The sequence below is a fragment of the Rhizobacter sp. P1_G5 genome (genome assembly GCF_056405435.1).
In genome coordinates this window covers 1-12,034 of the sequence record NZ_JBFUCB010000125.1, presented here as the reverse complement: position 1 = coordinate 12,034, position 12,034 = coordinate 1, and the positions used below count along the sequence as shown (strand labels likewise).

At 68.3% G+C, this 12,034-nt stretch carries 16 protein-coding genes; 4 read left to right on the top strand and 12 right to left on the bottom strand.

The genetic code is table 11. The features are described from left to right. Positions 1-9 precede the first annotated feature (9 nt). From AC1D12_RS11660 to AC1D12_RS11635, 6 genes are read right to left on the bottom strand one after another with little or no spacing between them, the layout of a single operon-like run. On the bottom strand, positions 10-753 hold the full coding sequence (locus AC1D12_RS11660) for a hypothetical protein (RefSeq protein ID WP_477840528.1): 744 nt from the start codon (positions 751-753) through the stop codon (positions 10-12). Positions 754-793: 40 nt separating this feature from the next. Continuing rightward, the gene (locus AC1D12_RS11655; RefSeq protein ID WP_477840526.1) at positions 794-1,246 is read right to left on the bottom strand and encodes a lysozyme inhibitor LprI family protein; all 453 of its coding nucleotides are present in this window, start codon (positions 1,244-1,246) and stop codon (positions 794-796) included. Between the two features lie 18 nt (positions 1,247-1,264). Next, on the bottom strand, positions 1,265-1,681 hold the full coding sequence (locus AC1D12_RS11650; RefSeq protein ID WP_477840524.1) for a GNAT family N-acetyltransferase: 417 nt from the start codon (positions 1,679-1,681) through the stop codon (positions 1,265-1,267). Between the two features lie 29 nt (positions 1,682-1,710). Then, positions 1,711-2,493: an ADP-ribosylglycohydrolase family protein gene (locus AC1D12_RS11645; RefSeq protein WP_477840522.1), complete on the bottom strand. Its 783-nt coding sequence runs from the start codon at positions 2,491-2,493 to the stop codon at positions 1,711-1,713. 37 nt (positions 2,494-2,530) lie between these two features. Then, entirely contained in the window at positions 2,531-3,070 is a 540-nt protein-coding gene (locus AC1D12_RS11640) for a hypothetical protein (RefSeq protein ID WP_477824560.1), read from the bottom strand. Between the two features lie 13 nt (positions 3,071-3,083). Next, positions 3,084-3,326, bottom strand: a complete 243-nt coding sequence (locus tag AC1D12_RS11635; protein WP_477840520.1) for a helix-turn-helix domain-containing protein — start codon at positions 3,324-3,326, stop codon at positions 3,084-3,086. A 134-nt stretch (positions 3,327-3,460) separates the two neighbouring features. On the opposite strand from AC1D12_RS11635, the gene AC1D12_RS11630 reads away from it, so the two are divergent. Further along, positions 3,461-3,676 (top strand): hypothetical protein, encoded by a 216-nt coding sequence (locus AC1D12_RS11630; RefSeq protein ID WP_477840518.1) that lies wholly within the window; start codon positions 3,461-3,463, stop codon positions 3,674-3,676. A 74-nt stretch (positions 3,677-3,750) separates the two neighbouring features. Here the strand turns inward: AC1D12_RS11630 and AC1D12_RS11625 are convergent, their stop codons facing one another. The 3 genes from AC1D12_RS11625 to AC1D12_RS11615 all read right to left on the bottom strand — a co-directional run bounded on the left by AC1D12_RS11625 (position 3,751) and on the right by AC1D12_RS11615 (position 7,694). After that, positions 3,751-4,656 carry a DUF7684 family protein gene (locus AC1D12_RS11625; RefSeq protein WP_477824563.1) on the bottom strand — a complete coding sequence of 302 codons (906 nt, stop codon included), beginning with the start codon at positions 4,654-4,656 and terminating at the stop codon, positions 3,751-3,753. 1 nt (position 4,657) lies between these two features. Beyond that, positions 4,658-5,404, bottom strand: a complete 747-nt coding sequence (locus AC1D12_RS11620; protein WP_477840516.1) for a ProQ/FINO family protein — start codon at positions 5,402-5,404, stop codon at positions 4,658-4,660. Positions 5,405-5,477: 73 nt separating this feature from the next. Continuing rightward, the gene (locus tag AC1D12_RS11615) at positions 5,478-7,694 is read right to left on the bottom strand and encodes a helicase-related protein (RefSeq protein ID WP_477840514.1); all 2,217 of its coding nucleotides are present in this window, start codon (positions 7,692-7,694) and stop codon (positions 5,478-5,480) included. Positions 7,695-7,817: 123 nt separating this feature from the next. On the opposite strand from AC1D12_RS11615, the gene serA reads away from it, so the two are divergent. Next, positions 7,818-9,050, top strand: a complete 1,233-nt coding sequence (serA, locus tag AC1D12_RS11610; protein ID WP_477840512.1) for a phosphoglycerate dehydrogenase — start codon at positions 7,818-7,820, stop codon at positions 9,048-9,050. Between the two features lie 13 nt (positions 9,051-9,063). Here the strand turns inward: serA and sugE are convergent, their stop codons facing one another. After that, positions 9,064-9,384, bottom strand: coding sequence for a quaternary ammonium compound efflux SMR transporter SugE (sugE, locus tag AC1D12_RS11605; protein ID WP_047508506.1), 321 nt, complete (start codon positions 9,382-9,384; stop codon positions 9,064-9,066). A gap of 88 nt (positions 9,385-9,472) precedes the next feature. Between sugE and AC1D12_RS11600 the strand changes: the two genes are divergently transcribed. After that, positions 9,473-9,616 (top strand): hypothetical protein, encoded by a 144-nt coding sequence (locus tag AC1D12_RS11600; protein WP_156151822.1) that lies wholly within the window; start codon positions 9,473-9,475, stop codon positions 9,614-9,616. 50 nt (positions 9,617-9,666) lie between these two features. On the opposite strand, the gene recX is transcribed toward AC1D12_RS11600, so the two are convergent. Further along, positions 9,667-10,140, bottom strand: coding sequence for a recombination regulator RecX (gene recX / locus AC1D12_RS11595; RefSeq protein ID WP_052212636.1), 474 nt, complete (start codon positions 10,138-10,140; stop codon positions 9,667-9,669). Positions 10,141-10,172: 32 nt separating this feature from the next. Continuing rightward, positions 10,173-11,291 (bottom strand): recombinase RecA, encoded by a 1,119-nt coding sequence (gene recA / locus AC1D12_RS11590; RefSeq protein ID WP_465110235.1) that lies wholly within the window; start codon positions 11,289-11,291, stop codon positions 10,173-10,175. A 141-nt stretch (positions 11,292-11,432) separates the two neighbouring features. Between recA and AC1D12_RS11585 the strand changes: the two genes are divergently transcribed. Next, on the top strand, positions 11,433-12,034 hold a 602-nt coding region (locus AC1D12_RS11585), incomplete at its 3' end, for a response regulator transcription factor (RefSeq protein WP_477840509.1).

The following is a 12,034-nucleotide window of genomic DNA, read 5'->3' as shown; positions in this document are numbered from 1 at the left end:
GGTTGAAGCTCAGCGCTGCCATGCGGCGCCTCCGGCATCGGGGCCGACCACCGTGCCCATCGTGGTGCACGACCGGAACTTCTCGAACTCGGCCCTGGAGATCCGCTCCCACGTGCGCGCACTGGTGCCCGCGACCACGACCGAGTGGTAGCCGGAGCCCAGGCGCAACGTCGTTGCGCCATCGCCCCGGATGTCCACCACCAGGGCGCGATCCTCCGTCGACGTGATCGACGCGGAGAAGCAATTGCCGTAGGTGATCACACGGCCCGGGTCGACCGAGGCGTCCCCGACCTGCCGGGCCGGGGCCCACGACACCGAAAAGTCCTGGGTCAGCGGGTAGGCCGGCGGGCCATGCTGCACGGTGCCGACGATGCCCGTCTCGGCGCGGTCGGGCGGCGTCTTCGGGCAGCCGCGCTCGTCGTTGCATGACGTGTCGGCACGCGAGAAGTGCGCCTTGCCTTCGGCATCGACGATCACGATCTCCTCGGGCAGCCGCACCTGGTAGCGCTGGAATCCGAACAGCTTGTCGACGAGGCCGTTCTCGATCTGCCAGTTCCAGCTGCCCCAGTAGCGCACCTGCGGCTGGAAGCCGTTGTAGTCGGCCTGCARCGCGCGCAGGTCGGCGTAGATGCCGGGGTAGGCGTGGCGGATCGCCGCGTCGACGATCTCCCGCTCGGGCACATAGGCCAGGCGCTTCCATGAGAAGCCGGTGAGGTTGCCCGCCTCGAACAGCGCGAGGCAGACGGCGAGCATGAGAAGCAGCGGGTGGCGCATGGGTCGTGTCGAGGGCCGGTCAACTGCGAATCATGGCTTCGATGCGATCGGTGCGGTCCTTGGTCAGTCCCTCCATGCACGACAGCACGTACAACCCCTGCGCCGTGCCGCCGCCGGCACCCATCTCGCCCTCGTTGGCGCAGACCGCATCGCGGTAGGCCACCCAGGCCCGCTGTGCCTTGACGAGCGAGGCCTCGTAGCCCATTTCGCGGGCCTTGCCCAGGGCTCGCTTGTAGACGGCGTTCAGGCGCGCGTCCTGTACCCGCCAGCGGTAGCTGGCGCAGATCTTCATACTCAGCGTGATGCCGCTGTCGCAGGCATCGTGATCGCGCCGGATGTCTTCGGCAGGGATGTGGGTCTGGTGGGCCATCTCGCGGACGACGGCCTCGTCCGGTGCCGCGGAGGCACGGGCCGTGGTGGTGAGCAGCAACGCGACGGCGAGCGCCTTGAGCCGGGACGATGAAGGTTTCATGGTGCGATGAAGCGGAAGTCAGGCATTCTCATGGCCGCCGCGAACATGCGAGTAGCGGTGGATATCCGTGCGCCGGTGCCATCCCTGGCTTTCCCACCAGGCCTGCCCCGCGTCGTTGGTGCGAAACACGTCGATGTGCGACTTCAGGATGCCGAGCTGTTCCAGCGCCGCCAGGCAGCGGCTGACCAGCGCGCTCGCAATCCCTTGCCGGCGGTGCTCGGGGAGAACGGCCAGGTGCTGCAGGTAGCCGCGCCGTCCGTCATGCCCGCACATGACGCAGCCCACCAATCGGTCGTTCTTCTCGGCGACGAAGCTGAGGCCGGGATTGCGTTCGAGGTAGCGCGCCGTGGCGTCGCGCGAATCGGCATCGCGGAACGAGACGCCCGGGGTTGCCTTCATCAGCTCGATCACGGCGTCGTAGTCGGCCATCGTCATGGGCCGCAGCGAGCTCGGGCTCGGCGCGGTCACTTCTTCGCTTCCGTCATGTACGACTGCATGAACCGCTTCGTCGTCGTGAGCAGCAAGCCGTCCAGGATCCGCATCACCGGTTGGGCGATGGCCGGCGGAACCCCGCCATAGAAGGCCTCGGCGATGCTGCCGGTGATGCAGGCGATGGTGTCGCTGTCGCCGCCGATCGAGATCGCATTGCGGATCGCGTCTTCGAAGTCGGTCGACTCCAGGAAGGCGATGATCGCCTCGGGCACCGTGCCCTGGCACGAGCTGTCGTAGCGGTAGACGAGGCGGATGTCGTCGAGCCGGCGCGACAGGTCGTAGCCGAAGGTGGTCTCGACGTAGCGCTTGATGTCGTCGCGGCTGCTGCCGGTGCGGGCCAGGAAGATGCTGGCCGCGACGGCCTGCGCGCCCTTGATGCCTTCCGGGTGGTCGTGCGTGACGCGGGTGTAGTGGTCGGCCTTGGCCAGCACTTCATCAAGCGAGCCGAACGCGAAGCCGACCGGGCTGATGCGCATCGCGGCGCCGTTGCCCCAGCTGTAGTACGGCGTGGGGTCGTCGGAACGCACCCATTGCTTGAACCGGCCGCCGTAGCCGGCCCGCGGGTAGCGGTTGGCATAGGCCTTCAGTACGGGCACGTAGTCGCTGTCATCGAGGATGGCCTCGGCCAGCGCGACGGTCAGCACGGTGTCGTCGGTGAAGGTGCAGCGGGGTCCGATCAGATCGAACGCCTTGGTCTTGATGTTGTTCCACTCGTAGATCGATCCGATCACGTCGCCGGCGATGGCTCCAAGCATGGCGTGCCCTCCTTGGGGGCTACTCTACCGGTTGGCGTCAATGCATGGCGGAGGTGTCGCTCAACAGATTCTCCGCGGGATGTCGGGTGATGCGATGCCGGCTGCGCCTGGGTGCGATCTCCACACGGGTCGTGATCACGCCGTCAGCAAAGAAGCAACCCACACCCGACTCGAAATCGGTGCGCGGGTAGATCACGCGATTTCCGCGACGCACTTCGGCCCAGGCCGAGATCCAGGCGCCGCAGCGGCCCACGGTGTTCCTGTTTCCGGGCACCGGGCCAAGCTCGACGGCATAGACGCCGTCGCTCAGGACGCAACTGCCTTGCACCGTCGTCGTCGACTGGATGATGGCCTCGTCGTCCATGTGGATGAGATCCCATGGATCCCATTGCTGAGCCGTCTTCGATTCCAGCATTAGCTGACCCGCACCGTTGGCGGCCGCGTCGTAGGTCAGGATCAGCCGATCTGCCTTCGTGTTGCATTGGTAGCCGACGAGCTTGAAGAAGGCATCGGCATGGGCAGATCCGAAGCAGAGGCTCAACAGCAGAGCGAATGCATGGCGAGCGAGGCGTTTCATGAGGTGAGAGACGTCACTTCCGACGTGTCCCAGTCGCGGGCCGGATCTGGTCAAACAGGTCGAAGACCGTCATCCCCAACGCATTGGCAATGACCTCGATGGCGTTGAGCGTCGGGTTCGCATGGCCGTTCTCGATCCGGCTCAGGTAGGTCTGATAGAACCCGCAGCGCTCGCCGAACTCGACCTGGCTCAGGCCGGCCTCGGTTCGCAGGGTTCGTACACACTCGCCGAATTGCTGGGACAAACTGGGTTTCACGCCCGGAACTGTCGATGCTATGCTCTCATTCGCATAAACACTAATTCGCATACGGCGCTTTGCCTGACCGCACGGCGCGATGGAAGGCCGACGCCATGCCCCTCCGCTCAAGGCAGCCGATGACGGCCCGGCGAATGAGACGCCTGCTCGCCCAGGTGATCGACGTCACCGATGGCACACGGCACCTGCTCGAACTCGCGGAGCAGGACGCCTGGGCGCTGGCGGACGATCAGGAGCCGCTGCTCGACCGCAGGCAACACGACGCGCTGCGACGCATGGCGATCACCGCATTGCTGCTGGTGTCGGAGGAGGCCGAGCGGCTGGGTGAGCAATTCGACGGGGCTTCATGAAGGGCGCGCTTCGGCACCAACCCTTCGACACGGGCCCTCGGCAGGCATCGAAGGACCCTGCTCAGGGCGAACGGTCAAGCATCCGCATATGCCCGCAGCACCATCTCCTCATCCCCCACATCGCTGATCTCGATCAGCACCGTGTGCTGCAGCGCCACCACCGGATGGTTCGCGCAGTTCTTGCAGAACCACAGCACCTCGCCCAGYGACTCGACCTCGTGCGACACCGTGACGACCTGCGCCTCCTTCGGGATCGGCCCGAAGCCGCACTGCTCCAGGTTGGCCATCGCGACCGAGTGATCCCACAGGCTCGCGTCCTTGCCCCAGGGCATCACGTGCAGGCAGCCGCTGTCGACCAGCCAGTCGCTGACCTCGATCTGCCAGGTCAGCGTCAGCTTGGCATCGATCATCACGACCGCGCGGAACGGCGCGAGCGCCGACAGGTCGGGCAGCGCACCGCCGGGCTTCAGGTGCAGGTAGCGCGCCGGCGGCCCCGGGATCGTCGGCCCGCCCGACAGCACGCGCAGCGATTCGCGGATCGCCGCCAGCACGTCGAAGAAGCTGCCGTAGACATCCTCGTCGGCGTCGTAGCGCGCCTGGTTCTCGGCGAGGTACTCGACGGCCGGCAACAGCTCCGGCATCAACGGCTCGATGACCTGCGGCTCGTCCTCGAGCCGCCGCATGATCAGGTTCAGGAACGCATCGGCCGCCGTCGATGCGTAGAGGCCCTGGTTGAGCTCGAAGATGCGCGGCGAGACGACGAAGTCGCGGAACACCGGCATGTAGTAGCGGAACGGCCCGGCCGGCATCGCGCCCAGGTCTTCGGCGCGCGACAGCACGTCGCTCTGCTCGAACAGCAGCAAGGCCTCGTCGCGCGATTTGCCTGCGAACTGGCGGTACGCGTAGGCGATGTCCAGGTCGGCCGCGAAGTCGCCCCATTCGGCAGCGTCCGGCGGGGTCGCGGCGTTCGACCCGCTCACGCTAGCGCCGCCGCCCTTCGTCATTGCGCGGACCGCGGCCCCGCGGGCCTTGCGGCGGGCCGTCGCGGCGCGGTCCCGGCGGCCGGCCCGGCGTGCGCGCATCGGGCGACGGGCGCCGTGGCTGCTGCTGGGCCTGCTGCGCCGCTTCGGCGCGGGCGATCTCGAGCAGGCCATCGAGTTCTTCCTCGGCCACCTGCTTCAGCACGCAGAAGTTCGCGCGCGTCAGTGTCGTGCGTTCGTAGTCGAACAGCAGCCCGGCCCGGTTGCGGCGCTGCTGGTCTTCGAGTTCGCGGCGCGACTGCAGGCTGACACCGCGCCGCGTCAGCTCGTCGACCGCGATCTGGCGGTGCTCGTCGCTGATCTCGCCGCCGGGCTTGCCGTCCAGGTCGAAGCGCTGGCGGCCGCGGGCCACCGACAGCAGGTACGAGGTGCTGCCGGTGTAGCGGCGGAAGAACGCCGTCAGCACCTGCTTGCTGAACACGCCCGGCGCGCGCGCCTCGATGTCGACGTGGGTGCGCAGCTTCAGCGGCTTCGGCGGGCCGTCGAACAGCGCCGGGAAGCGCTGGCGCAGCTCCTGCGCGCAGGCCGCGGGGCTCATGCCCGGCGCCTTGGCAGGCGCCTTCGAGGGGGCGTCTGCGGCCCCATCGGCCGCAGCCTCGGTCGTCGCTGCAGGGGCCGACTCGACCGGCGTCTCGTCGACAGGCAGTTCGGTGGCGGGCGTGGCCGGTGAAGGAGGCGTTGAACTCATGGGGAAGCGACAAGCGGGAAAGGAGGGGATTGTGCCGCTGCGCGGCAAAGTCGGTGTGTCAGGGTGCGAACGCTCAGCGCCGCGTGCGGTGGCGCACCTGCGCGAGCGGCCGCTTGCCCTTCAGCTGGCGCTCGATGCCGTCGTTCAGCTGGCTGCGCAGCGCGGTCACCTCGTCGACCTTGCCGTAGACACCGGGGAAGCGCAGGTCCAGCCACAGCCACAGCGTGCACGAGCGCAGCGCCTGCTCCATGCGGTCGAGCCGGCTGTGGCCGTCCACGTCCTGCAGGAACCACGGCGAGCCGGCACGGCCGGTCAGCGCATGGCTGCTGCTCCAGTCGAGGAACTCCTGCACCTGCGAGACGGTGCGCGTGTCCACCGGCGCCTGCGCGTAGATGAAGCGCTCCTTCAGCGTGAGCTTGGCGGCACTGCGGTCGAGTTGCTCGGCCAGTTCCAGCATCTGCTCCAGCTCGGCCACCGCGAAGTGCGCGTCGTCGAGCTTCAGCTGGTCCATGAAGACGCCCAGCACCTCGCGCAGCTGCGTCTTGCGCAGGCGCGAGGCGATGGTGTCGACATGCCAGCCGTTCGGCGCCACCGGCGCCTTGAAGTCGCGCGGCGCGCGCGGGGTGCGCGGCAGGCGCTCCTTCAGCATGCGCAAGGCCTGCGGCTCGGCCTCTTTCAGCACGCCGACGAAGCCCTCTTCATGCATGCCGAAGCGGCCGGCGCGGCCGCCGATCTGGTGCACCTCGGATTCGTCGAGCGGCCGGTCGCCCTGGCCGTCGAACTTGCTCATCGTGCTGAACAGCACGCGGCGGATCGGCAGGTTCAGCCCCATGCCGATCGCGTCGGTGGCGACCAGCACATGCGATTCGCCCTGCGCAAAACGCTCGGCCTCGCGCCGGCGCACCTCGGGCGGCAACGCGCCGTAGATCACCGACACCGGGTGGCCGCCGGCGGCGATCTGGTCGCGCAGCGTCAGCACGTCGCGCCGGCTGAACGCCACCACCGCGTCACCCTTGGTCAGCGCGCCGATCGGCACCGGCGCCTCGAGCAGCTGCACATGCTGCTTGCGCTCGAAGTGCCGCACGCTGCAGCGCTCGCCGCACAGGCCCAGCAAGTTCTCGATCGCCGGCACCGCGTAGGCCGAGCAGATGATGATCACCTCGCTGGCCGGTACCGCGACGATCGCCTGCGTCCACGCCCAGCCGCGGTACGGGTCGAAGATCATCTGGGCTTCGTCGATCACCGCGACGTCGACCACCTTGTTGGTGTTGACCATCTCGATGGTGCTCGACACCAGCCCGGAGCCCTCGGCCGGCACGTTTTCTTCACCGGTGAGCAGCGAGCAGGCCACGCCGCGGCCGACCAGCCGGTCGCGGCCTTCGAGCGCCAGCAGGCGCAGCGGGGCCAGGTACGCGCCGTCCGTCGCCTGCGCCAGCTGCTCGAACGCGGCGTAGGTCTTGCCGCTGTTGGGCGGGCCGACGTAGAGCGTCACGTTGCGCTGCAGGCGGCGCGCCTTCACGAAGGTGTCCGGGTAGCCCTGGAACGCCAGCTCGCTGTTGAGCCCGGCCAGCGTGTCGAGTTCGGACACCTGGTGCTCCCAGCGCTCCTGCGCCCGCACGCAGGCGGCGCGCAGGTCGGCCACCGGCTGCGGGGTGGCGCATTCGGCGAGCAGGCGCGGCAGCAGCATGTCGAGGTGGCGCGGGTTGTGGGCGCGGCTGCGCTGCACCAGCGCCTCGAGCGCGGCCTGCACCTCGCCGGCGTGTGGCCAGGCTTCGATCGGCCCGAGCGCGGCCAGCAGCGCCGCCTTGTCGCCCTCGCGGAAGAACGCCCACACCGGCTCGGAAGCGATCGGGATGCGGAACATCACCGGCACGCGCCAGTTCACGCCGGCCAGCTGCAGCGGCTGGCTGATCAGGCGCGTCCAGCTGCCAGCCTCGCGCAYGATGCCCAGCGCATCGAGCGCGGCCGTGCGGTCCAGCATCACGGTGCGTACCTCGGGGCCGTTGCCGACCGCATCGAGGTGCTGCAGCGCCGAGTCCATCACGTCGGGCGCGATCCAGCGGCTCGGCCGGGCGCCGGCCACTGCCTTCTGCAGCAGCACGAGGCCGAGCTTGTCGAGGCGCTCGTCCAGCCCCGAGGCGTGCTCGTCGAAATAGTCGGCAGGCTTGACCACCTGCGGCAGCGCATAGGCGGCCTGGCGGATGCGAGCGAGCTGCTCGGGCGAGACGTGCGCAGGCACGCGCGCCGCATGGCGCGGGTTCGGAAGATTCACGGTGGGGGAGGCACTCACGGACAGGAAATACAGCAGGGATACAGCAGGGATACAGCAGGGACAGCCCTGGGACTCTAACCGGTTCGTGCCGGCATGCCCTTGCGCCGGACGGGGCCGATGCCGCTGTTCAACAATCCGGCGATGAATCACAGACTCTCGGTCCCGAAGGACAAGCTCAAGTTCGTGCTGCTCGAGGGCATCCATGCCTCGGCGGTGGACGTGCTGCGGCGCGACGGCTACACGCAGGTCGCCACGCACGCGAAGGCGCTCGCGGGCGCTGCGTTGCACGACGCGATCGCCGACGCGCATTTCCTGGGCATCCGCTCGCGCACCCAGCTGACGGCCGAGGTGCTGAAGGCCGCGCCGAAGCTCGCCGCGGTCGGCTGCTTCTGCATCGGCACCAACCAGGTCGACCTGCGCGCCGCGATGGACCTGGGCGTGCCGGTCTTCAATGCGCCGTTCTCGAACACCCGCAGCGTGGCCGAGCTGGTGCTGGCCGAGGTCATCATGCTGATGCGCGGCATCCCGGCGAAGAACGCGATCCTGCACCGCAACGGCTGGACCAAGAGCGCCGAGAACTCGTTCGAGGTGCGCGGCAAGACGCTGGGCATCGTCGGCTACGGCCACATCGGCACGCAGATCGGCGTGCTGGCCGAGCAGCTCGGCATGGTCGTCGTCTTCCACGACATCGAGGCCAAGCTGCCGCTCGGCAACGCGCGTGCGATGGACAGCCTCGACGAATTGCTCGCCGCCTCCGACGTGGTCACGCTGCACCTGCCGGAGCTGCCGTCGACCAAGGGCCTGATCGGGCGCGCGCAGATCCGCGCGATGAAGCGCGGGGCGCACCTGATCAATGCCTCGCGCGGCACGGTGGTCGACATCGATGCGCTGGCCGAGGCGCTGAAGGACGGCCACCTGCTCGGCGCGGCGATCGACGTGTTCCCCGAGGAGCCGCAGGGCAACGATGCGCGCTTCGTGTCGCCGCTGGTCGGCATGGACAACGTGATCCTGACGCCGCACATCGGCGGCTCGACGCTGGAGGCGCAAGCCAACATCGGCAAGGAAGTGGCCGCCAAGCTGGTGCGCTACAGCAACAACGGGTCGACGACCTCGGCGGTCAATTTCCCCGAGGTGGCGCTGCCCGAGCACACCGGGCGCAGCCGGTTGCTGCACATCCACCGCAACGTGCCGGGCGTGATCGCGCGCGTGAACGAGCGGCTGTCGAAGGCCGGCATCAATGTCGCGGCGCAATACCTGAGCACGCGCGACGAGGTGGGCTACGTCGTGATCGACGTCGACACCGCGGCGCCGGAGGCGGCGCTGGCCGACCTGGCGTCGCTGCCGGACACGATCCGGTGCCGGTTGCTGTATTGAGCTGAGCCCGGGCTCACGCCGGGCTCGCGAGCTTCAGCCCGACGATGCCGGCCACGATCAGCGCGAGGCTCGCCAGCCGCGCGGTGGACGCCGGCTCGCCGAACAGCACGATGCCGAGGATCGCGGTGCCGACCGCGCCGACACCGACCCACACCGCGTAGGCCGTGCCGACCGGCAGCGACTTCATCGCGTAGCCGAGCAGGCACACGCTGATGACCATCGCCGCCACGGTGCCGATGCTCGGCCACAGGCGTGTGAAGCCATCGGTGTACTTCAGGCCGATCGCCCAGCCGATCTCGAACAGGCCGGCGGCCACCAGGATCACCCAGTTCATCGCGAAGTCCTCGTCAGTGGGGAAGTCCCCGGTTGTATCAGCCCGGAGGTGGTAAAACCTCGGCTCTTTCAACCCATTGGAGATTGGCATGAGCGCCGACAAGGACCGCGGAATCCGCCGTGTGAAGCAAAAGCGTGCGAAGGACGCGAAGAAACAGGCGCGTCTGGCGCGTGAGGCCGTCGTGCAAGCGGCAGCCACCGCGAAGCCGGCCGGCAAGAAGGCAGCCGCCTGATCGCGTTCTGAACGGCGTGGGGGCGACGACGGCCGCCGTGCCAACAGGCCCTAGGCGGCTTCGTCCACGTCGCCCTTCACCACGCGGCGGATCACCTCGGCCGAGAAACCCCGGCTTGCGAGAAACCGCTGCTGCTTCGCGCGGCCGGCCGGATCGATGGCCGCGGCCCCGAACTTGCGCACCCACACCTCGTGGGCACGTGCCAGCTCGGTTTCTTTCAGGCGCTGCGCCTGGTCGGCGTCCAGCGTGACGCCGTGCTGCGCCAGCTCCTGGCGGATGCGCAGGTTGCCGTAGCGCGATTCGCGCACATGCACCCGGCTCTCGACGAAGCGCTGCTCGCTGAAGTAGCCCTTGTCCTGCAGCCAGGCCAGCACGTCATCGACCTGCTGGTCGGCATCGTCCGGCAGCGGCGCATCGTCGGCACGCAGGTGCTGCAGCAGCTTGCGCCGCAGTTCCTGCCGGCTGTGCTCGCGCTGCGACAGCAACTGCACGCCGCGCCCGCGCAGCGAGAGCCGCTGCCGCATCGCCAACCCGCCTGCCGGACTTGTTCGCCGACTTACTCGCTGCGGGCTTCCTTCGGCTCCTTGGGAGCCTTCTTGGCCGGCTTGGCTTCATCGGCGGCAGCCGCCTGCGTGGCACCCCCAGCGGTCGGCAGCAGCGGAATGCCCATCGCCTCGCGCACCTTGTTCTCGATCTCGACCGAGAGGTCGGGGTTCTCGCGCAGGAACTCGCGGGCGTTGTCCTTGCCCTGGCCGATCTTCTCGCCGTTGTAGGCGTACCAGGCACCGGACTTCTCGAGCACCTTGGCCTCGACGCCCATGTCGATCACCTCGCCTTCGCGGCTGATGCCCTGGCCGTAGAGGATGTCGAACTCGGCGGTCTTGAACGGCGGCGACACCTTGTTCTTGACGACCTTGACCTTGGTCTCGTTGCCGATGACCTCTTCGCCCTTCTTGATGCTGCCGATGCGGCGGATGTCGAGCCGCACCGAGGCGTAGAACTTCAGCGCATTGCCGCCGGTGGTGGTTTCGGGGCTGCCGAACATCACGCCGATCTTCATGCGGATCTGGTTGATGAAGATGACCATCGTGTTGGTCTTCTTGATGGTGCCGGTGAGCTTGCGCAGCGCCTGGCTCATCAGGCGGGCCTGCAGGCCGGGCAGCGAATCGCCCATCTCGCCTTCGATTTCGGCCTTCGGCGTGAGCGCCGCGACCGAGTCGATCACCACCAGGTCGACCGAGCCGGAGCGCACCAGCGCGTCGACGATCTCGAGCGCCTGCTCGCCGGTGTCGGGCTGGCTGATCAGCAGCTCCTGCAGGTTGACGCCCAGCTTCTGCGCGTAGGCGGTGTCGAGCGCGTGCTCGGCGTCGATGAAGGCGCAGGTGCCGCCGAGCTTCTGCATTTCAGAAATGACCTGCAGCGTCAGCGTGGTCTTGCCCGACGATTCCGGGCCGTAGATCTCGACCACCCGGCCGCGCGGCAGGCCGCCGACGCCCAGCGCGGCATCGAGGCCGAGCGAACCGGTGGAGACGACCTCGATGTCTTCGATCACCTCGCCTTCGCCGAGCCGCATGATCGAGCCCTTGCCGAACTGCTTTTCGATCTGCGCCAGCGCAGCTTGCAGGGCCTTGGCCTTTTCGGTGTTGAGGGTGGCGGCTTTGACGGGGGCATCCATGGGGCGATCTCCTAGAGTTGCGCGGATTATGGCAAAGGCTGGATGTTTGTACAGTCTTTTCTGACGCCGATCTCCGATCCCTGCCGGACCACTCCCTACAATCCCGCAGCGGCCGGGTCTCGAGCCGCACAGGAGGCAGCCATGCGCGTGTTGATCGCCGAAGACGACCAGGTGTTGGCCGACGGGCTGCTGCGCTCGCTGCGCAACGGCGGCTACGCGGTCGACCATGTCGCGAGCGGCACCGAGGCCGACGCGGCCTTGTCGGCCCATGAATTCGACCTGCTGATCCTCGACCTCGGCCTGCCGAAGCTGCACGGCCTGGAGGTGCTGCGCAAGCTGCGCGCCCGCGGCTCGGCGGTGCCGGTGCTGATCCTGACCGCGGCCGACAGCGTCGAGCAGCGCGTGCAGGGGCTCGACCTCGGGGCCGACGACTACATGGCCAAGCCGTTCTCGCTGCAGGAGCTCGAGGCCCGCGTGCGCGCGCTGACGCGGCGCGGCCTGGGCACCGCGTCGAGCGTGATCCGCCACGGCCCGCTGACCTTCGACGCGACCGGTCGCGTCGCCTACCTGAACGACCAGATGGTCGAGCTGTCGGCGCGCGAGCTGAGCCTGCTCGAGGTGCTTCTGCAGCGCGCCGGCCGGCTGGTCAGCAAGGACCAGCTGGTCGAGCGGCTGTGCGAATGGGGCGAGGAGGTCAGCAACAACGCGATCGAGGTCTACATCCACCGGCTGCGCAAGAAGAT